The following is a 23,162-nucleotide window of genomic DNA, read 5'->3' on the forward strand; positions in this document are numbered from 1 at the left end:
ACGAAATGGAATTTGTTGATGTCTTCAGAAACAATTGCGCTGACTCTGGCCAGTATTGGATTGTTGGGGTTGTGCTGTCAGTGGGTTGCTTGGCATTTTAAATTGCCAGCGATTCTATTCTTGTTAGTCACTGGGCTCATTGTTGGACCTATCTTAGGTGTGCTCCAACCTCAAGATACCTTGGGTGAGCTTTACTTCCCGTTTATTTCCCTCGCCGTCGCTGTGATCCTGTTTGAAGGTAGCCTGACTCTGAATTTCAAGCAGATAAGAGGAATAAGCAAAAGCGTTTGGAGTATTGTGACCCTTGGGGCAATCATCTCTTGGGCAATGACATCAGCGGCTACCCACTATCTATTAGGGTTTGATTGGACCCTCTCTTTACTGTTCGGTAGTTTGACCGTTGTGACGGGGCCTACGGTGATTGTGCCTTTGCTTCGCACCGTGCGACCCAGTAGCAAGTTGTCAAACATTCTGCGTTGGGAAGGGATACTGATTGATCCGTTGGGCGCTCTGTTTGTTGTTATGGTCTACGAGTTTATTGTCTCGCAAAGCCAAGTGAACAGTCTGATTGTGTTTGGACTCATACTGCTTGTTGGCTTTGCGCTCGGTATTGCAGCAGGCGCTTTAGTCGCAGCAATCATAAGGCGGCATTGGCTACCTGAGTATCTGCAGCCTTTTGCCGTTCTTGTCATACTACTTGGGGTATTTACCGCCTCAAATTATTTAGAGCACGAATCAGGCTTATTGACGGTCACCGTGATGGGGGTGTGGTTGGCTAATGCCAAGGGCGTCAACATCAGTCATATTCTTCATTTTAAAGAGAACTTAACCATCCTGTTTATTTCTGGTTTGTTTATTTTGCTCGCAGCCAGTGTTGAGCTGAGTGATTTTGAACAGCTAGGTCTATCCGCGTTAGTGTTGTTTGCCTTTATCCAGCTTGTATCGCGTCCGGTATCCATCTTTCTCTCAACCCTCAAAAGTAGCCTAGAGCTTCAAGAGAAAGCCTTTCTCGCTTGGGTTGCTCCACGTGGTATTGTAGCCGCCGCAGTGTCCTCGTTGTTTGCCCTAAAATTAACGAACTTAGAAGTCTCACAGGCGAACCTGCTGGTGCCTCTGATCTTTATGGTGATCATTGGGACAGTCGTACTGCAGAGTGCAACAGCGCGTCCTGTTGCAAGGTTGCTTGGGGTTGCGGAACCATCTCCGCGAGGTTTCCTCATTGTTGGCGCAAATGATGTGGCTCGAACGATTGGTACCGCAATAAAAAACTACGATTGCCGTGTACTGATGTCGGATACCAACTGGGATTACGTTAGTAAGGCGCGCATGGCGGGTTTTGAAAGTTATTATGGGAATCCAACGTCAAGCCATGCGGATGAGTATTTAGACTTGATCGGTATAGGTCAGGTGATATCTGTTACTCCCGACCAGCACTTAAACTCTGTGGCGGGCGTGCACTTTTCTCATGAATTTGGCGCCAGAAAAGTGTTTAGCCTGCAAGATAAAAAGAACCAAGATTCATTAGACAAGCTTTCTCATAATGGAGAGCATTCCTACTCGTTGCTGCTTGGAGGAACAATTGGCTATAAACAAATCGCTAGCTTGATCGCTCAGGGGGCGGAGGTTAAGCACACTCGAATAAGCGATAGTTTCACCTTTGAGGATTACCAACTGCAATACCAATCGGCGACGGTGGTGCCTCTATTTGTCGTCAGTACCGCTCAGCATATCAATCTGATCACTCAGCCAGAGAGTTTTAAGCCTGAAAGTGGCGAGATCATGGTCGCGCTAGTGAAAAACGCACCTGAGTAAAAAAAAGCAAAAAAACACTTTACCTAAACCTAACTTGAGGTTTTAGCATGGTCTCCGTTGGCTAAGAAATCAAAGGAGAAAACCATGATTCAACTAGAGCATGTGAACTTAGTAGTAAAAGATATCCCAGAAATGTTGAAGTTCTATCAAGCGGCGTTCCCGCATTGGTATGTTCGCGATGAAGGTCAGGGCGAGTGGAGTGGAAAGCCGAGAAACTGGTTACATTTTGGTGATGAGTATCAATATATTGCGCTGAGTGACCACGGAGAAGGAGAGAACCGTGATTTACCCGGCCATCAGGTTGGATTAGCGCATTTTGCCTATGTCACCAACAATATTGATGCTGTGATCGGCCGCCTACAAGACGCAGGCTTTTCTATCGCCAAACCTGGCGCTGAAGAACCGTATCGTAAGAACATCTATTTTGTTGACCCTGCGGGTTTTGAGGTAGAGTTTGTCGAGTATCTGACCGACGATCCAAAGCTGCGCAATCTATCGAGTTAGTGACAGGCAAGCGCAGAGAGTATCTGGACCTCTCTGCGCGAAATCGGCTCAGTCATAAATGCAACCTTTGGATTCAGATGGTTTAGTCTTGGCTAGGTTGCTACAATCTTGCACCGACGTAACGATAACGTCTCTTTGAGAAACTGTTGGATTGAGATTATGGCTCGCCCGAAAATACACCGTAAAGTCTGCACGCGTGCAGCTTATGCTTTTTACAAACCTAATGGCGTTAGGATGGACGAGCTGCAAGTTGTCGAACTGCTGCCAGATGAGTTAGAAGCGCTGAGGCTCGCCGATCAAGAAGGGCTCAATCAGATTGATGCTGCAGTGCAGATGCAGGTGTCACGTCAAACGTTTGGCAATATCATCAAACGAGCGAGGCAAAAGGTTGCGAGTAGCATCATCCAAGGTCACGCTCTAAAGCTTCAATAGCAGGCGCTTAATCAGGCTCTTTAATTTGATAAAGCGTGCGCTTTGTTCCTTCGCAAGTGTCTTTGCAATTACACTCCCGAGCAATACTTAGTTTAGATAGACCGCCACAGCTGCCTTGAATCGGTCGGCGAGAGAACATGACCCCTATCGCCATGAGGCTGATAAAACTCACAAATATAAGTACAGTAAGCAGTAACGTCATCGTCTAATCCTCCGGATTGAGTGCCAGCCTGACTGCGGCAGTGCCAAAGAGGATGTGGCGTTGTTCCCGTTGCCACAGGCTTTTTTCTTTGGTGATACACGGCTGTAGTCTAAACTCTCCACTGTCATAAGCTCGGAAAAATGGATGTTGCGTATATCTTGCCTCGCTTTTGCAGCTAGCACCTTAACTTGAGACTGAAACAGTCCCTTGAGCATATTTTGGCCAATGTCCCTCACCACAACAACGTCTACTTTGTAACCAGCTATAACCTGTTGCCACTTTTTCTTTACGCTACAACAAGATGTATCGGGCGCGATAGACAGGTATTGAGTCTGATGAGTGGTTGAATCGATGATGGCGATTTGCTCGCAACGAGAGAAGTGGTTACTGATCAATGTGCTATTGCACGGCACGGCGTAAATCATGCTGACTCCTAGCTTTTTCTGAATTGAACAGTATGACTATATGCTTATTACTGGCATATGCCATTAATAAATTTGAACTCTTAGATATCGAAGATCGAGGGGTAGGAAGGTTGTGTCTGAAATCGTGAGTAAAAAAGCCGCTAGTGTTCAGCGGCTTTTGAATGACTAGCTTTCAAATGAAAGTTTGTCGCCGAACGTCTCTTTCCAGTCTTTATCGAACTGTTCAACCGCCGGTTTTACTGCTGGGTGAGCGAACATTTGTGCCGCCACATCGGTAGGTAATGTAATGGCTTCGATACCCAGTTTCATCACTTCCATCGCTTGTTGAGTGTTCTTGAAGCTGGCTGCCAAAATCTTCGCTGGTAGTTGGTTTTGATCGAGCAACAATTGAAGATCCGCGACCACTTCAACACCGTTGCCGTTCATCGCATCAATGCGGTTTACGTAAGGTGCTAGGTAGTCAGCACCGCACAGTGCCGCTAGGAAACCTTGTTGAGCTGAATAGATAGCGGTAGCAAGAACCTGAATTCCCTCTTTTTTCATTAGCTTAATTGCAGCTAAGCCGGTTTCTGTTGCTGGTACTTTTACCACCATATCGTAAGGCAATTCATTCAGTTGGCGCGCTTCTGCCACCATGCCTTCGACGGTTGAACTCACGACTTGAGCATGAAAGCGAGGTGTCCCGCCAAGTGCTTCTTGCATGCCTGCTAGGGTTTCATTCAGTCCCTGCTTTGACTTCGCCAAAATGCTTGGGTTTGTCGTCACGCCTTTTAGCGGTAGGCACTGGTTAAAGCGTTTTACTTCTGCCACATCAGCAGTATCTAAATAAAGTTCAATCATGGTTTCTACCTTAAACAAAATCTTCGTTTTGATGATGGGATCACTATAGAGCTGACAATCGAACGAGATCTTGATTTTGATCAATTGAAATTTCATTTGAAACTATAATAATTTCATTAAATGAAGGCTAAGTGAAACTTGTAAAGGCTCAAATGAAGCTTTCAGTTAGAAAACAGAAAAGCTGTTCATAAGACTCAACGAGCAAAAGAAACGAATTAAGTAAATAGCGGTAGCACAGACCAAGAGGCAAGCAGAGATGTATTTCAATATCCAACGATTCTCTACCCATGATGGCGATGGCATTCGTTCCATTCTTTTTCTTAAAGGATGCAGCTTGTCTTGCCCTTGGTGTCAAAACCCAGAAAGCCGCAGCGAAAAGCATTCACTGTTGTTTGATCAGCGAAGCTGTATGGAAGGTTGCCAGCTGTGCGTTTCTGCTTATCAAGCTACAACTCAATCTACTGCGGGTAGTGAAACGGTGAGCGATGGTATTCAACGCATCGACAACCAGATCATCATCAATCGCAAAGCCATCAAAGAAGACCAACTGATCGCGCTGCGAAACGTCTGTCCTACGCAAGCACTGACCGTCTGCGGTGACGAAGCAAAATCAGACATGCTGTTTGACACCTTAATGAAAGACAAACCTTTCTACGACCAAAGCCAAGGTGGCGTGACCTTCTCCGGTGGTGAGCCACTCATGCAAGCCGATTTGGTGGCAGAACTCGCGCAGCGTCTGCATGACAACCAAGTCTCTACCGCCATTGAATCGTGCATGCATGTTCCGTGGAAGAACGTTGAAAAAGCCGCGCCATATATTGATTGCTGGTTGGCGGATTTAAAACATACCGACGAAGAAAAGTTTCTTAGCTGGGCGAAAGGTTCACTAAAACGCATCAAAGACAATTTCCGAAAACTGGCACCTATCGCGAAACGCATTGTGATTCGCGTTCCCGTTGTGCCGGGGTTCAATGACACCATCGAAGAGTTGAAAGACATCATCGATTTTGCGGCTTCACTAGAGAGCTGCCAAGAACTTCACTTGCTGCCGTACCACACGCTCGGCATCAATAAATACCGTTTGCTCGATATGCCTTACGAGTGTTCTGACAAGCCATTAAACAAACCAGAACTGCTAGAAAGCGCCATGCAATACGCAAGCGAAAACACCCAACTTAACGTGATTGTAAGAGGTTAACTATGGACCTGAATTACCTTCCTGAGCGTATCAAAGCGCACAAATCGGCACTGGTAAATATCGTAACGCCACCTGTCTGTACCGAGCGTGCAGAGGCATACACTCGTGCTTATCAAGCAAACGAAGACAAACCTGTAATTGTCCAACGTGCGCTAGCACTGCAAGAGCACTTACGCACTCGTACGATTTGGATTAAACACGATGAATTGATCGTCGGTAACCAAGCGAGCAAAGTGCGCGCTGCGCCTATTTTCCCAGAATACACTGTACGTTGGATTGAAGCGGAAATTGATGAGCTAGCCGACCGTCCTGGTGCAGGCTTCGCGGTCACTGAAGAAGATAAGCAAAGCATCCACAGCATCACACCGTACTGGCGCGGTAAAACCGTTCAAGACCGTTGTTATGGTTTGTTTACTGATGAGCAGCAAGATATCTTAGCCAGCACCATCATTAAAGCTGAAGGCAATATGACTTCGGGTGACGCGCACCTTGCGGTGGATAACGAGAAAATCTTGAAGCTAGGCATGAACGGCTTATTAGAGGATGTTCGTCAGCACCGTGCTAACAATGATGTTTCGACCTTTGAAGGCTTGAAGAAAGAGCAGTTCTATAAATCAGTCGAAATCGTACTGCTTGCCATTCAAGATCACATGGTGAGCTACGCTGAATTAGCAGCTAAAATGGCGTTAGAAGAGACGCGCCCGCTGCGCAAAGCTGAGTTAGAAAGCATTGCGGCAAACTGTCGTCATGTAGCAAGCCACGCACCAGAAAACTTCTGGCAAGCATTGCAGTTGAGCTACTTCGTTCAGTTGATGCTACAAATCGAATCGAATGGTCACTCGGTTTCTTTCGGTCGTATGGACCAGTTCCTAAACGAATTTTATGTTCGTGATATCGAAAACGGCACAATTGAGAAAGACTTCGCGTTAGAGTTGCTACAAAGCTGTTGGTTGAAGTTGCTTGAAGTAAACAAGATTCGCTCTGGTGCACACTCGAAAGCATCGGCTGGTTCTCCGCTGTATCAAAACGTGTGTATCGGCGGTCAGAAGTTGAATGAAAAGGGTGAGCCTGAAGACGCAGTGAATCCACTTTCTTGGGCGATTCTGGAATCTTGCGGTCAGTTACGTTCGACGCAACCTAACTTGAGTGTGCGTTACCACGAAGGTTTGAACCAAGAATTCTTAATGGGTTGTATCGAAGTGATTAAATGCGGCTTCGGTATGCCAGCGTTCAACAACGATGAGATTGTTATTCCTGAATTCATCAAGCTTGGTGTTGAGAAAGAAGACGCTTACAACTACGCATCTATCGGCTGTATCGAGACCGCAGTTCCGGGCAAATGGGGTTACCGTTGTACGGGCATGAGCTTCATTAACTTCGCTCGTATCCTGCTCGCTTCATTGAACGAAGGTGTGGATGCAACAACGGGTAAAGCTTTCTTGCCACACGATAAGTCATTAGCAAAAGGCAACTTTGAGAACTTTGAGCAAGTGACCGCTTCTTGGGCAGAGCAAATCCGCTACTACACCCGTAAATCGATTGAGATTGATACTGTAGTCGACAGTGTGCTTGAACAGCAGGCACAAGACATCTTCTGTTCAACGCTGGTGGATGACTGTTTGGCTCGCGGTAAAACCGTGAAAGAAGGTGGCGCGAAATACGATTGGGTATCTGGCTTGCAAGTCGGTATCGCGAACTTGGGTAACAGCCTAGCCGCCATCAAGCACCTTGTTTTCGATGATGCGCAAATCACCCAACCAGAGTTGGCAAAAGCATTGGCAGAAGATTTCGACGGCATGGAGAGCGAGCAGCTTCGCCAACGTCTTATCAACTTTGCACCAAAATACGGTAATGATGATGACGCAGTAGACCAACTACTGGCAGACGCTTACCAAGTGTACATTGATGAGCTAGAGCAGTTCGTTAATACGCGTCATGGGCGTGGTCCAATTGGCGGCGGTTACTACGCAGGTACATCAAGTATCTCGGCAAACGTCCCATTCGGTGCTTCAACCATGGCAACGCCAGATGGTCGTAAAGCGAAAACGCCATTGGCAGAAGGTGCAAGCCCGTCATCTGGCTCAGACCGTTTAGGTCCAACGGCTGTGTACAACTCGGTCGGTAAGATCCAAGCGAACAAGATCCTTGGTGGCGTGCTGCTTAATCAGAAGTTAAGCCCAGCAGCGGTTGAGTCTGAAGGGGATAAGCTCAAGCTTTCTATGTTGATTCGCACCTTCTTCAACCACCACAAAGGTTGGCACGTGCAGTACAACATAGTCTCTCGTGAGACCTTGCTAGCTGCGAAGAAGAACCCTGAACAATATCGTGATCTTGTTGTGCGAGTTGCAGGCTACTCAGCCTTCTTCACCGCGCTATCACCAGACGCGCAAGACGACATCATCGCACGTACTGAGCACGATCTGTAACTGAAGTTTCACTTTAGTTTCAAATGAAAGTAAGAGGCACTATAATAGTGCCTCTTACCTTATTGAGCCAGTACGATGAACCCAAGACAAAATGAAATTCTGCAACTCGTCAATGATCGAAAACGTATACAAGTGACTGAATTGGTAGAGATAATAGGCGTATCTGGAGTAACTATTCGTCAAGACCTGAATTTCTTAGAGCATGAAGGTTACTTGAAGCGTGTTCATGGTGCGGCGATGGCACTGCAAAGCGACGACATCGATAGTCGGCTCGAAGTACGCTTTGATATTAAACAGGCATTAGCCAATAAAGCGGCTGACCTAGTTGCTCCTAATGAAACGGTGTTGATTGAAGGTGGCAGTGCCAACGCCTTGTTGGCTAGGACGTTAGCGGAGCGAGGTGACGTTACCATTATCACCCCCTCTGCTTACATCGCTCACCTAATTCGCAATACCTCTGCAAACATCATATTGCTCGGTGGTGTGTATCAGCATCAAGGTGAAAGCTTAGTTGGACCTCTTACCAAGCTTTGTATTGAAAACATTCATTTTAGTACTGCATTTTTGGGTATTGATGGTTTCCACCAAGATACGGGCTTCACTAGTCGAGATATGATGCGTGCAGACATTGCCGACACTATTTTGGCTAAACAGCGTCGCAATATTATCCTCACTGATTCAAGCAAGTTTGGTCAAATCTTCCCTTCTACTATCGGTGCGACAGACCAGATCTCAATATTGCTTACTGATAAATCGGCACCAAAAGCTGATATCGACTTTCTTAAACGAAAAGGTGTGACTGTCTACTTTGGTTAGCACTGCATTTGAGTGGCCACGGGTAACGGTTCCGTGGCGCACTTTGTTCGGTTACATTTACTGACTCTGCCAATCTAACCGCGTGCCATCGCTAAGCTCTGCGTAAATCGCAAGCGGGTCAATGTGCTTGTCACCGTATTTGACGCGCTGTTGGGTAAAGTTAGCCACAATAATGCTGCCATCAGAGTAGGTCGCTTTTTGCACCGTACCGAGCGGGTTTAGCCAAACAAAGTCGGTCAGCGCCTTATCCCACAGAGCCTTATGGAGTGGTGAATAGCCGGCTTGATAATGTTGAAGAGCTTTAATTCTTGGGCTGTTAACACTCAGTGCCTCGTCTCTTGTTAAATGAACCATTGCTGGAGTGTTGTATAGCATTGCTGTGAGGTCTCGGTACGCTTTAACGTCACTGAACTTTAGGCTATCACTATGCCAATGATGGTTATTGATGACCTCATCATGAAACACCGCTTGATAGAGTGGGAGGCGATATTGAGGTGAAAACAGCAAGCTGCGATAAGGCTCTTTTACCTGTGCTGATTTGAAGAAATATTCAGGCTTGTGATTGGGGTACCAGCGACCTAAGTAGTACTTAGATTGTTTATTCTTGGTCATATCCGGATCTACCCAACCAAAGCCCACTGTCTCCAATCCGTGAGCAAACGCCATACCTGTGCTGGTTAATGCATTCCCATCTTCAGAACCTAATACCAATGATGTTTGCTGGCTGATCCAATTTAAACGTTTGTTGTAAGCAGACAGGACCTCAGTTTGGCTACTGTTATCTCCATAGTCTTCTCGAGCCATTGATGTACCGTCAACATCAAGGAACAAGCTATTGAACCCCCCGTAATGAGCAATATCGAGAACACGTTGCTTGACATAATCTAAGTGGCAATTTGGATTCAGATAGAAGCCTTTACCGCGAAAACCGGTTTTTTTATCCCCATTAGCTTTTTCAATCGCACAGTCATTACGCATCTCGTCAGGGAGCAAGGCAGTGAGCCATCCATCATTCACACCTTGTGCAATCGCCGTGTTGTATGAGTCGTAAACCCCGACAAGGTAGCCAAGTTGTTTGGATTTATTTACGCTTTCCGGTTGATAGAAACTTGGCATCCAATTATCAAAGCCAAGCCACAAATGGGAAAGACCCGCTTGTTGAAAGGTGCTAAGCATATCGCTAGATAACGCCTGGCCCCACTTTGATGGTTTAACTAAGTATTGGCCTGCTTGTTTAATCAGCCACGATTTACGAGCCTGTGCCATTTGGTACTGAGTTGCAATGGTGTTGTCAATTAAGCTTGGGTGAGGCACTGGGAATTTTTTCGTTAACGAGGATTGTAATTCGTCTAGCAGCAACTGCTTGTGAAATGCGCTAAACCAACTTTGATCTTTGCTCAATGAAGACAGTTCTTTTTCTGCCTCACGAGACAGGATTAACCCTGATCTTTTTGTATACCATTCGTTTAGGCCCCACCAGTTTTTGACATCCTGAATGCTAAGAGGGCCAGTGCCAAAGAGATAAACGTGGTTGGCTGCGATCAGTTTTTTTATCTCTGGATTACGGGCAATTTTCGCGCTTAAGGGGGCGGCTAGCCGCTGAGTCTGTCGCCAGGTTCGGTATTGCTTTGCGCCGCTCAACATGTCGTCACCTATAGAGATGTTTACTCGCAGCGGCTGATTACGGTTCAAAGGAGTGAAGTGATGGTTTAGCGCCATATCAACTCGACCCTTGTGGTTCGAGAAGCTCAACTGGTTATTCGTGGGTGACAACAAATGGTAGTTGATAAAGCGCCCTTGTTGTTCCGCACTCCAGAAGGGCATTTTCAAGCCTTGAGTCGTATTTGAGCCTGAGTATTCATCAGCAAGGAAGTTTGCCCAAGTTGCATGCTTCACTGGAATACGCATTCCCTCGCTAAGGGGTAATAACAAGGTATCGACTTTTTGTTCGTTGAGTTCAAACCAATCAATCACTAACGGGTGTTTTCGGTCAATCTTCAGGTTGTTTGGCGGAGTCAATGTGAGTTGCAAAACCTCGCCCTCCAGCGACGCTTGCAATTGGATACCACTTGGTTGAACTTGCCAGCTCGCATACGTTGCACTTTTCTTTATCAGCCGATAACTGGAGCTGGTTTGCTGATTGATCGATAGGGCATTGTCATTGATGGACAAACCGTTCCAGTCTATCTGTAAGGTTTCCGGAACAATTGAGACGTGTTGTTTATTTGCAGTGAGCTCAATTGGTTGGGCTAACGTGCTGGCCGCCAAAGTGCTGCCAACCAGTAGCGTTGTTAAAAAAAGTAGATTTAATTTCATTGTGAAACTCCGACATTAAGTTAGGAGTATTTAACGTGAATCTACCTAGAGTTTTGTCACCCATTTGTCTCCATTCGAGAATGAGTGATGCCTATGATTTTACTGGTATGGAATGGCAATGCGTTGAATGTATTCGATGCGAACTCCATGCTGAAACTCGACTCGTTCGACGCTAGCACTAAGGTGTTTTGCTTGTGTTTGATAAGGGCTGTTGGCTGGTATTGGCTGCGGGTTTTGTTGAAACGCGACTTTGTGACCCAACATTCGATAATCGCTATCAAACCACTGCCAACTTGCCGACACACTCGGGCAACCTGGAAGGGTTTGTGGCAGATTCAGTTCGACGGTTGGGATGGCGCGCTGTTGATTAAAGACGAGCCATTGCGACTGATCTTCAATAGCAATGACTAATCCAATGGTTTGCTCGTCAATAACAAGATTGAAGACCCCAGAACGTGGTTTCTGTAACAACTCAATACTTTCAAGTTCTTGATAGCTTTGCCCTGCGGCAAATTGCCCTGAGACTAATGGCGAACCATCTGGGGTAAATAACGTGACATCCATGGTGCTCGGGCTGTTCTCTGTGGAAATTCGCACCTGATAACCTTTCGCCGTGGTACCCAATCGCTTCACAAAGCTGAGCCGCAGGTTGTTAGTCGTACCACCTGACAGAGCGCTTCCACAATCGGTCTGGTGGAGGACTTCTTGTTTCACAGGTAACCAGAGGTGGTCGTCAAGTTCGTGCTGACTGAGAGCAAGGGTTAGCTCTTGCCAAGCAAGTTGAGGCTGTCGATTGAGTGTTGCTTGATACGCCGGTTGCAGCGGTGTATCAAGGAATAGCTCGCTATGGCAGGGCGTCGAGGCGACGAGCGCGATCAAAAACGTGGCGCCAAACAATGCGGATTTACTCATTGGTTTGCCTCTCTCAGTCGGTAGCCTACGCCTCGGTGAGTTTCAATGTTTAAGCTCGGCAGTTTTTGGCGTAAATGCAAAACGTGATTGTCGACCGTACGTGTGTTTGGAAAGGCTTCATAACCCCAAATTTTATTGAGTAACTCATCGCGATGAAACACTCGGCCTTGATTTTGTACCAGCAACAGTAAGAGTTGAAACTCTTTGGGTTTGAGTGCGACCGACTGCGGCCCAATGCTTGCTTGGCGTCGACCTATATCTATTTGGATGTCGGCATAATTGAGTTGGCCACCACCTAAGGGACGAAGCTGAGAAGTGACACGTGCGAGCAACTCATCGGTAGAGAATGGCTTACTTACATAGTCTTTAGCGCCGGCCATCAAGCCTTCCACGCGCTCTTCAACCGTGACTCTGGCTGTTAACACAATCACTGGGAGTGCCTTAAGCAACATCCAATGCGGGAGATGCTGTAAGCTATCGCCGTCGTCCAACTGTCTGTCGAGAATCACCAAATCTGCTTTATACCATAGCTTTTTGGCTTGCTCGCTGTTTTGCACCCATAAGCATCGGTAGTGATTGTTTTCAAAGACGCTGACGAGGCCTTGTCCTAGGAGTTGATCGTCTTCAATCAGAAGTATTGTGCTCATACGGCAGCTCCAAAATACATCGAGTTGGTTTACGCAATAAGATTAGCTTGCCATTAGCGAGCTTTATGAGGTGGGCAACGATGTGTAAACCTATGCCCATGTTATCGCTGGACACCTTTCTTCGCCTAAACATGCGCTGCCAAGGATTTGGGAAATGCCCTTGATCTTGAACTTCAATAGTCAGTGTTTTGCCAAGGTGCGCGCTGACATAGACTTCGCCTTGACCGTGTTGTTTCGCATTTTTGATTAAGTTGTCTAAACAAACAGAAAGCCAGTAATAGGGCAGCGTTATCTCTTTATCTTGATTAAGTGAAAATTCGACCTGATGTTTGTCGCAGCAATGGGTAAGCCAATCATGTACCGAGGCCGTTTGGGATAGCAGTGCGGTTCCCTTGCTCGCATTTAGGTAGACTTTGCTGTTCTCTGTCAGTTGCGACAGTCTTTGGTAGTCGGCCAGCAAACGCCAAAACGCTTGCTGAGTCTCTGAATCAAACTGATCGAATTGATCACGAAACAGCTCGATGGTGAGCCCCAAGCTGGTGATAGGCGTTCTCAACTCGTGAGTCAATAATTGTAGAACAAAGCGCTTTTCTCGCTGCTGTTTGTGTTTGAGTACGCTAAGCCGAGCGATAAACACAGCAACTAAAGTGCCGAAAAGCAACAACAACTGCTGCTGACTGAGCCAAGTCGTGTCAGTATGACTAATACACAAGTTACTGTAAGTTAAGCCACAACTGTTTCCTGTTAGGGTGATGTTGTAGTGTTTCGCAAGTGGCTGCCAGACATTTGCCGTTACTCGCTTCCAGCCAGACTCTCCACTTAGCCATAAGGCATCACCTTCTAACCAAGCTCGATAACCGTTAATCAAGGCTTGTTTACCTTCTGCAGAAAGCGAGGAAACTTGTGAATAGAGTGGGTTATTCGGGTTGGATAAGCTGGTGAAGGCAAGAAACTCGGGTGAGAATACTTGGTTATGCGCTTTACCTTGTTCCAAATAGCGGTCTGCGTAGCTGCCACCCGCGGGATGCAACAATGTGTGATTGGCAAACCAAGCGGGATCAAGCTGTTTGTTTTGGCATAACGCCAGCTCAAATTCGATTGCGTCTGAGATGTGCTGCGGTGCATTCGCAGTTGCTCGGCAGTCGGTGGCAACTTGCTCTAGTGCACGTAAGTCTTGCCAGCTAAAGCGCTCGAAATTTGGGTACTGACTGCTTGATAGCCACAGTGCTTTTGGAAACTGAGCAATATGAGATTGCTTAATGGTGACCTCTGTCTGTTGCCACGCTTCTTGGTACAATGCTTGCCATTGGTGTTGTAAATCTTGGCCAAATGCCGCGCAAGAAAAAAGGTAAGCCAGCGAGATGAGGTACAAGCGCCCGAGCATCAGAGAGTCCAAAATCAAAACAGTGAACAGATTTTAGAACGAATCAGCAGGGTTTTGTAATCTATCTGTCAACATTTGTCGAAGCGGGAGCAGATATCCCACTTCGAATGAAATAGACAACTCAAAAGAGTAGAGTGATATTGGGTCTGCTTGGCGTCAAATGCAAATCGCGATTGTACCGGCCACCATAAGTGCAATCATCGCATACCAAAAGTACTGAGAAGTGGTATCCGCGACATTGCCTTTAATGTAGTTAATCTCTTCGTTTGCAGTAATTACAAACTCATTGTAATCGATGCTTAGCTCCGCCTTATTGTTAGACAGCTCTTGCTGTAACTTGCTAAATGCCTGATCGACAAATGTTTTAATGTCATTGACGGTATCATTCGTGAAGTTAAGGTTGTTCCAGATCGCCATACGAGATTCGTATTCGCTTTCACCGACGAGGTTAAGAACGCGCAGATCATATTCACGCTTGATACGTTCTTTTCCGATGCGATTCTGGCTGATGCCTTTAAGTTTGTTCACAACGAGTACTCCAATAAAGTCATGTAGATAGTTGAGAGCGTTTACATGTGCTCAAAAGGTTAATAGAACGAGTTCTTTAAAAGGGGGCTATCTAGGGGGAGCGTTTTTGGATCAACCAGATAGTTTGGTTGCATCGAAGAGTCATCAATATTAAAGAGCATAATAGGCCCACAGCGCTGGGGACGGGCGCAGTGTAGTGACTAGGTGTGAGAGCAGCAACTGATGGATTTTATCTAGACGACAAACGATTTTGTTTGAGAGTAAGAGGCCAGAGTGTGGGCCTCTTGATGTGATGTCTATTCGCTATTGGGGGAGCGGTGTAATGTCACTTTCAGCCGCGAGATGGCGAACGTGTTGAATAATGGCATCCAGCCCTTGCGTTCTTCCCGGAGTAAGGTGAGATTTTAACTCTAGCGAATCAAACCAAGCATGAATGTCAAAGCGTTTCGCGTGCTCGACACTTTGCTGATCGTAAGCAATCGAAATTAACGACAATAACCCCTTAACGATGGAAGAATCGCTGGTGGCGCGTAAAGTGAGAATTCCTTGCTTTGAGCATTGAATATCGACCCAAACCTGACTTTGGCAGCCAGCTACAAGGTAGTCATCTTGCTGTTTATCTAACGGGTAGGCGGGTAAGCGTTCACCGAGTTCGATGAGATAAAGATATCGCTCTTCCCAATCGGCGCAGCGGATAAAGTTTTTGAGTACTTTCTCTGGTGTCATGATAATCACCTTAACAACTGGCTGACTCGTTGCAGCGCCTGACACAAGTTGTCGATATCGTTAGAACTGGTGTACAGTCCTATGGACGCGCGACAGACAGAGCTTTGGCCGAGCTTTTTCACCAGCGGCATGGCGCAGTGGTGGCCAGTTCGAATTGCGATCCCGTACCTGTCTAGAAATGCGCCCACGTCAAACGCGTGATGGCCTTTGAGGTTAAATGAGATCAAGCCGCTGCGATTTTTGCTCTCTCCATAGATTTCGATTCCAGCCACGTTGGCTAAAGACTTTTCCATGTAGTGCATGAGCTTGGCTTCGTGAGCCGCGATTGCGTTCAGGCCGATGTTTTCAACATACTCAATCGCAGCCCCTAAACCTAATATACCCGCGATGTTGGGCGTCCCTGCTTCAAACTTCCACGGCGCTTGCCCATAAGATGTGCCGATGGGAAGCGTCACTTGATCGATCATCGCGCCGCCCCCTTCCCATGGCACCATGCTAGTCAAGTGCTCGGTTTTGGCGTAAAGCACCCCAGTACCTGTTGGGCCGTAGAGTTTGTGGGCAGAGAAGGTATAAAAGTCGCAGTCTAACTCGCTGACATCCACTTGCTGATGCATAACCGCTTGAGCACCATCTATCAGTACAGGCACGTTTGCTTGGTGCGCCAATTTGACTACATTTTTCACCGGATTTACCTGTCCTAGCACATTAGAAATATGGGTCAATGCGACTAAGCGAGTTTTGTTGTTGAGCAGTTTTTGCAGCTCTGCCACATCGAGTTGGCCTTGGTTGTTCACTTCCCAGACGCGAATCTTTACACCGCAAAGGTCGGATAACAGTTGCCACGGGACAAGGTTGGCATGATGTTCCATCTCAGTGACGATGATTTCGTCTTCTGCTTTTACTTTTGGTCGAAGGTAACTATTGGCCACTAAGTTGATGGCTTCAGTGGTGCCTTTGGTAAACACAATGTTGCTGGCTTCGGCGGCGTTGATGAAATCAGCAACTTGAGTTCTTACCAGCTCCATATCTTCGGTCGCCTTAGCGCTGAGATAGTGTGCGCCACGATGAACGCTAGCGTAGTCGCGCTGGTAAAATTGCGTCATTCTCTCGATCACTGGAGTAGGTGTCTGAGCGGTGGCGGCCGTATCAAGATAAACTAGCGGTTTACCATAGACTTGCGTACCTAGCGCTGGAAAGTCCTTTGCCCACGGGCTTACAATGGGAGGTAAATCAGCCATAGTTAACCTCTTTGTGTAACGAGTCTGCAAGTCTGGTATTCACGTAACTTCGCAGGCTTGGATGGCGGATTTTGTCGGCAACCTCGCAAACGAACGCGGACAACAGCATCTGTTCGGCTTGTTGTCGGTTTATTCCTCTGGCACGCATATAGTCAATTTGATTGTTATCCAGTTGCCCCGTGGTTGCGCCGTGGCTACATTTCACATCATCGGCGTAAATTTCTAACTGAGGTTTGCAGTTTACTTGTGCATGGTCACTGAGCAACAAGCTATGGGTGTCCATTTGGCCATCAGTTTTCAGGGCGACCGGATCAACGTAAATCATGCCATCGAAGACCGCGTTGCCTTTGTCTCGACCGATAATCTTATGCATTTGCTCGCTGCGGCAGTGTGGAGCATTGTGCTTAAGATACGTTCGGCTATCAAATGTCTGCTTATCTCTCGGTATGGCGACGCTGTTCATCGCCAACTCTCCATTATCGCCGCTCAGTTCTGAGCTGGTTTGATGACGCACCAACAGGCCTGATAACAACACGGCCGTTGAATTCGCTTTGGCATCTCTTTGCAAACGAATATCGTTGTGACCAAAGTGATGTTGCTGATTCGATTCTTCGATCAACTTGGTGTGCTGGTAGTTAGCACCTTCACCAATATAGCTTGTTAATCGTGACAACGTCACTCCACCGCCTTGCTCAAGTGAGATGTGGTGTTCGATCACTTCGAGTTCCGATAGGGGAGCCATCTCAATATGATGGCGATAGCTACACACTTCGCCTTTTTGACCAGAGCTGATATGCAGCAGATAAATCGGCTTGGTGACTCGCGTATTGGGCTCGACTTCAATCAGCACGCCGCCTGATGCTGTCGCATCATTCAGGTAGGTAAACGCATCGGCTCGCACTGAGCGCGAGAGCTCATTGGTTTCGACTGCGGTTAGCACGTTGAGTGGAGTGACCCGCACCTTAGGAATCCAATCTGAACACCTGGCTGAAAAGTGGCCATCAAAGAAAACGAGTCGATAGGCATCGATACCTAGGCTGAGCCCTTCATAAGAGATATTTTCTGCAGATTGCAAGGCGGCAGATTGTAATGGCAGCGAATAGAAATATTCGAGAGAAGTGTACTTCCACCCTTCCTCTTTAGCGCTAGGTAAACCTACAGACTTGGCTTTAGCAAATTGATTTTTTTGCCAGTCTTGACCCTGTACTAGGTGCTGTAAGGTATCCACTGAAGGACAGTTACTCTTCACCAGTAATCCACCCATAGCCTTTCTCCTCTAGCTCATGTGCCAGTGTGTGATCGCCTGATCTAACGATTTTTCCTTTGTACAAGACATGCACATAATCTGGTTTGATGTAATTCAGAATTCGTTGGTAGTGAGTGACAAGGATGAAGGCTCGCTGACCATCTTGCAGAGCGTTAACGCCAGAAGAGACGGCCTTCAAAGCATCAATGTCTAGGCCTGAGTCCGTTTCATCAAGAATGCACAGATCGGGTGACAACATCGCCATCTGCAAAATGTCGTTACGCTTTTTTTCACCGCCAGAGAAACCTTCATTCACTGAACGGTTTAGCAGGGTGGTTGGCATCTTGAGTAGATTTGCTTTCTCTTCCAATAGATCTTCAAAATCAAAGCGATCTAACGGCTCTTGGCCACGATAATTACGAATTTCATTTAATGCGGTATTGAGAAAAAGCTTGTTGCTGACACCCGGAATCTCAACGGGATATTGGAACGCAAGGAAGACACCTTCACCAGCCCGTTCTTCTGGATCGAGTTCGGTTAGGTCTTTACCTTTAAACAACATCTCACCCCTATCAACTTCGTAGTCGTCTTTGCCGGCTAGTGTCGCAGAAAGGGTACTTTTACCCGAGCCATTCGGCCCCATGATCGCGTGAACTTCACCTGGCTTCACCGTCAGGCTGATGCCTTTAAGTATTGGATTGTCTTCTACACTCACGTGTAGATCTTTAATTTCTAGCATTGATTTATCCCACGCTATGCTCAAGGCTGATTGAAAGCAGTTTTTGGGCTTCTACAGCAAACTCAAGCGGTAATTCTGAAAAAACGTCTTTGCAAAACCCGTTTACAATCATGGAAATAGCATCATCCTCACTGATGCCGCGTTGCACACAGTAAAACAGTTGGTCTTCACCGATCCGAGAGGTGGTTGCCTCATGCTCCACTTGTGCCGTTGGGTTTTTCACTTCGATGTAAGGGAATGTATGTGCGCCACATTGAGTGCCGATCAACATTGAGTCGCATTGGGTGAAATTACGCGCCCCTTCTGCGTTGGGTAGTATTTTGACTAGGCCGCGATAACTGTTTTCACTCTTCCCCGCGGAGATACCTTTTGAGATGATGGTAGAACGCGTGTGTTTACCGATATGAATCATCTTTGTCCCAGTATCGGCTTGTTGAACGCCATTAGTCAGCGCCACTGAGAAGAATTCCCCAACAGAATAGTCACCCTTGAGAATGACACTTGGGTATTTCCAGGTAATAGCAGAACCCGTTTCAGATTGAGTCCATGACATCTTGCTGTGGTCGCCTTCGCATACAGCTCTTTTGGTAACAAAGTTTAAGATGCCGCCTTGGCTATCCTCTTCGCCAGAGAACCAGTTTTGAACGGTCGAGTATTTTACTTCTGCACGGTCATGAATAATGACTTCTACAACCGCGGCATGCAGTTGGTAGCTATCGCGCATGGGGGCTGAACAACCTTCGATGTAGCTGACATAAGCTTCTTCATCAGCAATCAATATGGTGCGTTCAAACTGGCCTGTCTTCGCTTGATTGATGCGGAAATAGGTCGACAACTCCCGAGGACATCGAACACCTTTAGGAATGTAAACAAAGGTGCCATCGGAGGCGACAGCTGCATTCAACGCGGCAAAAAAATTGTCTTCAGGGGGAACGACCGTGCCAAGATACTGCTGTACAAGTTCGGGATGCTCTTGGATCGCTTCACTAAATGAACAAAAGATGATTCCCAATTCATTCAATTCATTCTTGTAGGTTGTCGTAACAGAAACGGAATCAAAAATGGCATCAACGGCCACCTCCGCACCTTCACGAACTGGCACACCGAGTTGCTCAAAAGCGGTTTCAACTTCTCTGGTCAAATATTCATTGGAACCATCATCCGAGCAGCCTGTGTCACAACTTGCGCAGCTTGGTGCTGAGTAGTAGCTGTAGTCCTGATAATCCAGCTCGGGATACTCGGCTTTGAGCCAGTGCGGCTCCTCCATCTGCTGCCATCTCCTGAAGGCATCTAACCTAAATTGCAACATCCATTCTGGTTCACTGCGTTTTGCTGAGATGGCACGAACAACGTCTTCGTTGATGCCTTTGGAGAGTGTGTCAGAGGAAAGTTGGGTGTAAAAACCTTCTTTGTAATGACTGGTTTGGAATAGTTCTTCGACTTCGGGCTGTGTTTCAACTGCACACATGATCAAACTCCAAAGCTTTCGCCACAACCGCAAAGGTTTTTCACATTGGGATTGTTGTAGACGAAATGACTGTTAAGGCCCTGGCGGACGAAATCCAGTTCAGTACCGTCAAGCATTGGCATAGCGCTCAACGAGACATAGAAAGGGGTGTTGTGTGACTCAAATCGCAAATCATCGTCTGCGATGGTGTCGACTAGCGTGACTTCATAGGCAAACCCAGTGCAGCCAGAAGGGCGGACACTAAGGTGAAAATACTGTCCTTGTTTGGTTAGCCCCGCGACGCGTTTTGCCGCGCTCTCAGAGAGACGGACTCCTTGCCACTCCATATCGTGAATAGAGATTTGAGTTGAATCTGAACTTGGAATACTCATTTAAAATTCCTATTGTTCGCAAATGCATGAGAATGATATTGATTATCATTTATTTATCAACCATGAGTTTAGTGAGGGTAATGCGAATTATTTCTATATATTGACAAATGGTTACCTAGCAATACTATATGTAGATTCAATTGATAATAATTATCATTACATTTTAAATCTAAGAGGTATTCATTCATGGACATCGTCGTATATTCCAAGCCCCAATGCGTTCAGTGCACCGCGACAGTAAAAGCACTTAAAGCCAAAGGCATCTCACACAAAGTGATTGATCTGACGCTCGATAACTCGGCGATGCAATCTGTTCAATCGATGGGTTATCGGCAAGCGCCCGTTGTTGTGGCGGGAGCGAAACATTGGTCTGGTTTTCGTCCAGATATGATCAGTCAGCTCGCCTAATGATTGTTTATTACTCCAGCGCGTCGGGAAATACTCAGCGGTTCGTTGAAAGATTGGAGGTAGATTCAATTCGACTTCCGATAAACGCCGACGAGCCTATGCCTATTCTAGATCAGCCTTATGTTTTGGTTTGTCCCACCTATGCGGATGGAGAAGGGCGCGGCGCGGTACCGAAATCAGTGATCAAAGTTCTCAACCATGCAGAAAACCGCGCGCACCTCAAAGGGGTGATCGCCTCGGGAAATCGTAACTTTGGTGAACTGTTCGCCCAAGCTGGAAATATTATTGCGCATAAATGCCAGGTCCCTGTGCTTTATCGCTTCGAACTTTCAGGAACCCAGCACGATGTTCAAGCCGTGCAGCAGGGACTCGAACAATTTTGGAAACAACATGGATAACCAACTTAGCACCGAGCCGCTCGATTATCACGCGCTCAATGCGATGCTTAACTTGCTTGATGAAAAGGGCAATATCCAGCTAGATGCTGACCGACAAGCCGCGCGTCAATTCTTCTTACAGCACGTTAACCAGAATACGGTTTTTTTCCACAACTTGGCGGAAAAACTCGATTACTTGGTAAACGAAGGCTATTACGAAAAAGAAGTTTTAGAACAATATGATAGAGAGTTTCTCCAACTGATCTGGGATCGAGCTTATCAAGTCAAATTCCGCTTTAGAACCTTTCTTGGTGCGTACAAGTTTTTTACCTCTTACGCACTGAAAACCCGCGACGGAAAGCGCTATTTGGAGCGCTTCGAAGACCGCGTTGTGATGACGGCACTAACTCTTGCGCGTGGTGACAAAGCGTTTGCTCTGGATCTCATGCAAGAGATCATTTCTCAACGTTTTCAACCTGCCACGCCAACATTTATCAACTCGGGGAAAAAGAGTCGCGGAGAACTGATTTCGTGCTTTCTGCTCCGCATTGAAGACAACATGGAGAGTATCGGTCGGGCGATTAACTCATCGTTACAGCTCTCTCGTCGAGGTGGTGGAGTCGCCCTTCTTTTGAGTAACTTGCGCGAACAAGGCGCTCCGATTAAAGGGATACTCAACCAAAGTTCGGGTGTTGTGCCTGTTATGAAGCTGCTTGAAGACAGCTTTTCTTATGCGAATCAGCTAGGTGCTCGTCAAGGGGCGGGCGCAGTGTATTTGAACGCGCATCATCCGGACATTATGCAGTTTCTTGATACCAAGCGGGAAAATGCCGATGAGAAGATTCGCATCAAAACCTTGAGCTTGGGCGTTGTGATTCCCGATATTACCTTAGAGCTCGCCAAGCAGAACAAAGACATGTATTTGTTCTCGCCTCATGATGTGGAGCGGGTCTACGGTGTACCTTTCTCTGAAATCAGCGTGAGTGAGAAGTACTATGAAATGGTTGATGACCCGCGTATTCGCAAGAGTAAAATTTCGGCGCGTGGATTGTTCCAAACCCTTGCAGAGATTCAGTTTGAGTCCGGTTATCCCTACCTTATGTTTGAGGATACGGTGAATGCAGCCAACCCAATAAAGGGAAGAATTAACATGTCAAATCTTTGCTCCGAGATTTTGCAGGTTAATGATGCCTCTCACTTTAATGATGACTTGAGCTATGCACACCTTGGGCGTGATATCTCGTGCAATTTGGGGTCAGTCAACATCGCAAAGGCGCTAGATGGCGGCCACTTAGCCCATACTGTCGAGGTGTCGATTCGCGCACTTAACGCTGTGTCTGAAATGAGTGCAATAGACAGCGTTCCGTCGATACGTAGAGGCAATGATGAAAGCCACGCCATTGGATTAGGTCAGATGAATCTGCACGGATTTTTAGCTCGTGAGCAAATTCACTATGACAGCGAAGAGGCCGTCGATTTTACTCGTGCTTACTTTGCCACGACCCTATTCCACTGCTTAACCGCTTCAAACAAATTAGCTCAGGAGAAGCAGCAAGTCTTTGTTGGTTTCGAACACTCCAAGTACGCCACTGGCGAGTTCTTCACCAAATACTTGCAGCAAGACTACGCGCCTCGTACAGACATTGTCGCGGCACTGTTTGAACGATTGGATATGCGGGTACTGTCGATTGATGATTGGCAGCAGCTTCAGTCTAAGGTGATGGAGTCTGGTCTGTACAACCGCAACTTGCAAGCGATTCCGCCGACAGGCTCGATCAGTTACATCAATGACGCGACGGCTTCTATCCACCCAGTCACCGCAAAAGTTGAAATTCGTAAAGAGGGCAAGATAGGGCGGGTTTATTTCCCTGCGCCATACCTGAGTAATGACAATCTCGAGTACTTCAAAGATGCCTATGAAATTGGCCCTAAAGCCATTATTGACGTCTATGCAGCAGCGACAGAGCACGTCGACCAAGGTTTGTCTTTAACGCTGTTCTTTAGTGATGAAGTGACCACTCGTGATATCAACAAAGCCCAAATCTACGCATGGAAAAAGCAAATCAAAACGCTCTATTACATTCGCATGCGCCAAAAAGCCCTTGAAGGTACGCAAGTTGAAGGCTGCGTCTCTTGCTCGTTGTAAA

General features: G+C 46.8%; 23 protein-coding genes. 9 read left to right on the top strand and 14 right to left on the bottom strand.

Annotated features, from left to right (window positions below; all coding sequences use genetic code 11):
• Nucleotides 1-18: 18 nt before the first annotated feature.
• The 3 genes from ACUALS_RS15965 (at nt 19) to ACUALS_RS15975 (ending at nt 2,748) form a co-directional block, all read left to right on the top strand.
• The gene (locus ACUALS_RS15965) at nt 19-1,812 is read left to right on the top strand and encodes a cation:proton antiporter (RefSeq protein WP_454449822.1); all 1,794 of its coding nucleotides are present in this window, start codon (nt 19-21) and stop codon (nt 1,810-1,812) included.
• Nucleotides 1,813-1,896: 84 nt separating this feature from the next.
• Nucleotides 1,897-2,316 (top strand): VOC family protein, encoded by a 420-nt coding sequence (locus ACUALS_RS15970; protein WP_005470294.1) that lies wholly within the window; start codon nt 1,897-1,899, stop codon nt 2,314-2,316.
• Nucleotides 2,317-2,475: 159 nt separating this feature from the next.
• Entirely contained in the window at nt 2,476-2,748 is a 273-nt protein-coding gene (locus tag ACUALS_RS15975) for a DUF134 domain-containing protein (protein WP_043886561.1), read from the top strand.
• A gap of 7 nt (nt 2,749-2,755) precedes the next feature.
• Here ACUALS_RS15975 and nqrM read toward each other — a convergent pair whose 3' ends face one another.
• The 3 genes from nqrM to ACUALS_RS15990 all read right to left on the bottom strand — a co-directional run bounded on the left by nqrM (nt 2,756) and on the right by ACUALS_RS15990 (nt 4,215).
• Nucleotides 2,756-2,950 carry a (Na+)-NQR maturation NqrM gene (gene nqrM / locus ACUALS_RS15980; RefSeq protein ID WP_043886560.1) on the bottom strand — a complete coding sequence of 65 codons (195 nt, stop codon included), beginning with the start codon at nt 2,948-2,950 and terminating at the stop codon, nt 2,756-2,758.
• Nucleotides 2,947-3,375 carry a NifB/NifX family molybdenum-iron cluster-binding protein gene (locus ACUALS_RS15985; protein ID WP_454449823.1) on the bottom strand — a complete coding sequence of 143 codons (429 nt, stop codon included), beginning with the start codon at nt 3,373-3,375 and terminating at the stop codon, nt 2,947-2,949. Before ACUALS_RS15985 ends, nqrM begins: the two co-directional genes overlap by 4 nt.
• Before the next feature lie 165 nt (nt 3,376-3,540).
• Nucleotides 3,541-4,215 (bottom strand): fructose-6-phosphate aldolase, encoded by a 675-nt coding sequence (locus ACUALS_RS15990; RefSeq protein ID WP_021707589.1) that lies wholly within the window; start codon nt 4,213-4,215, stop codon nt 3,541-3,543.
• 256 nt (nt 4,216-4,471) lie between these two features.
• Here ACUALS_RS15990 and ACUALS_RS15995 point away from each other — a divergent pair, with 256 nt between their 5' ends.
• From ACUALS_RS15995 to ACUALS_RS16005, 3 genes are all read left to right on the top strand, one after another.
• The gene (locus ACUALS_RS15995; RefSeq protein WP_454449824.1) at nt 4,472-5,413 is read left to right on the top strand and encodes a glycyl-radical enzyme activating protein; all 942 of its coding nucleotides are present in this window, start codon (nt 4,472-4,474) and stop codon (nt 5,411-5,413) included.
• 2 nt (nt 5,414-5,415) lie between these two features.
• On the top strand, nt 5,416-7,839 hold the full coding sequence (locus tag ACUALS_RS16000) for a formate C-acetyltransferase/glycerol dehydratase family glycyl radical enzyme (protein WP_454449825.1): 2,424 nt from the start codon (nt 5,416-5,418) through the stop codon (nt 7,837-7,839).
• Nucleotides 7,840-7,914: 75 nt separating this feature from the next.
• Nucleotides 7,915-8,655, top strand: coding sequence for a DeoR/GlpR family DNA-binding transcription regulator (locus ACUALS_RS16005; RefSeq protein ID WP_005470013.1), 741 nt, complete (start codon nt 7,915-7,917; stop codon nt 8,653-8,655).
• Nucleotides 8,656-8,712: 57 nt separating this feature from the next.
• Here the strand turns inward: ACUALS_RS16005 and ACUALS_RS16010 are convergent, their stop codons facing one another.
• The 11 genes from ACUALS_RS16010 to ACUALS_RS16060 all read right to left on the bottom strand — a co-directional run bounded on the left by ACUALS_RS16010 (nt 8,713) and on the right by ACUALS_RS16060 (nt 20,230).
• Nucleotides 8,713-10,971 carry a glycoside hydrolase gene (locus tag ACUALS_RS16010; protein ID WP_454449826.1) on the bottom strand — a complete coding sequence of 753 codons (2,259 nt, stop codon included), beginning with the start codon at nt 10,969-10,971 and terminating at the stop codon, nt 8,713-8,715.
• Between the two features lie 99 nt (nt 10,972-11,070).
• Nucleotides 11,071-11,883: a DUF2861 family protein gene (locus tag ACUALS_RS16015; protein ID WP_454449827.1), complete on the bottom strand. Its 813-nt coding sequence runs from the start codon at nt 11,881-11,883 to the stop codon at nt 11,071-11,073.
• Nucleotides 11,880-12,530 (bottom strand): response regulator transcription factor, encoded by a 651-nt coding sequence (locus ACUALS_RS16020; RefSeq protein WP_454449828.1) that lies wholly within the window; start codon nt 12,528-12,530, stop codon nt 11,880-11,882. Before ACUALS_RS16020 ends, ACUALS_RS16015 begins: the two co-directional genes overlap by 4 nt.
• Entirely contained in the window at nt 12,508-13,914 is a 1,407-nt protein-coding gene (locus tag ACUALS_RS16025) for a DUF3404 domain-containing protein (protein ID WP_454450036.1), read from the bottom strand. The genes ACUALS_RS16020 and ACUALS_RS16025 overlap by 23 nt, the downstream gene beginning before the upstream one ends.
• Before the next feature lie 156 nt (nt 13,915-14,070).
• Complete coding sequence (locus tag ACUALS_RS16030) at nt 14,071-14,409, bottom strand: thiamine-phosphate diphosphorylase (RefSeq protein ID WP_179944642.1); 339 nt, start codon at nt 14,407-14,409, stop codon at nt 14,071-14,073.
• A 336-nt stretch (nt 14,410-14,745) separates the two neighbouring features.
• Nucleotides 14,746-15,168, bottom strand: a complete 423-nt coding sequence (locus ACUALS_RS16035) for a SufE family protein (RefSeq protein ID WP_454449829.1) — start codon at nt 15,166-15,168, stop codon at nt 14,746-14,748.
• Between the two features lie 5 nt (nt 15,169-15,173).
• The gene (locus ACUALS_RS16040; RefSeq protein ID WP_454449830.1) at nt 15,174-16,406 is read right to left on the bottom strand and encodes an aminotransferase class V-fold PLP-dependent enzyme; all 1,233 of its coding nucleotides are present in this window, start codon (nt 16,404-16,406) and stop codon (nt 15,174-15,176) included.
• Entirely contained in the window at nt 16,399-17,670 is a 1,272-nt protein-coding gene (gene sufD, locus ACUALS_RS16045) for a Fe-S cluster assembly protein SufD (protein ID WP_454449831.1), read from the bottom strand. The genes ACUALS_RS16040 and sufD overlap by 8 nt, the downstream gene beginning before the upstream one ends.
• Entirely contained in the window at nt 17,645-18,391 is a 747-nt protein-coding gene (gene sufC, locus ACUALS_RS16050; protein WP_454449832.1) for a Fe-S cluster assembly ATPase SufC, read from the bottom strand. The genes sufD and sufC overlap by 26 nt, the downstream gene beginning before the upstream one ends.
• Nucleotides 18,392-18,395: 4 nt before the next feature.
• Nucleotides 18,396-19,859, bottom strand: a complete 1,464-nt coding sequence (sufB, locus tag ACUALS_RS16055; protein WP_454449833.1) for a Fe-S cluster assembly protein SufB — start codon at nt 19,857-19,859, stop codon at nt 18,396-18,398.
• A 2-nt stretch (nt 19,860-19,861) separates the two neighbouring features.
• Complete coding sequence (locus ACUALS_RS16060) at nt 19,862-20,230, bottom strand: HesB/IscA family protein (RefSeq protein ID WP_038216821.1); 369 nt, start codon at nt 20,228-20,230, stop codon at nt 19,862-19,864.
• Nucleotides 20,231-20,416: 186 nt separating this feature from the next.
• Here ACUALS_RS16060 and nrdH point away from each other — a divergent pair, with 186 nt between their 5' ends.
• Genes nrdH through nrdE form a run of 3 tightly spaced genes read left to right on the top strand, consistent with a single transcriptional unit; the run spans nt 20,417 to nt 23,161 of the window.
• Complete coding sequence (gene nrdH, locus ACUALS_RS16065; protein WP_454449834.1) at nt 20,417-20,638, top strand: glutaredoxin-like protein NrdH; 222 nt, start codon at nt 20,417-20,419, stop codon at nt 20,636-20,638.
• Nucleotides 20,638-21,036, top strand: a complete 399-nt coding sequence (gene nrdI / locus ACUALS_RS16070; RefSeq protein WP_454449835.1) for a class Ib ribonucleoside-diphosphate reductase assembly flavoprotein NrdI — start codon at nt 20,638-20,640, stop codon at nt 21,034-21,036. The genes nrdH and nrdI overlap by 1 nt, the downstream gene beginning before the upstream one ends.
• On the top strand, nt 21,029-23,161 hold the full coding sequence (nrdE, locus tag ACUALS_RS16075; RefSeq protein WP_454449836.1) for a class 1b ribonucleoside-diphosphate reductase subunit alpha: 2,133 nt from the start codon (nt 21,029-21,031) through the stop codon (nt 23,159-23,161). Before nrdI ends, nrdE begins: the two co-directional genes overlap by 8 nt.
• Nucleotide 23,162: the final 1 nt, after the last annotated feature.

The organism is Vibrio sp. NH-7, assembly GCF_053643215.1.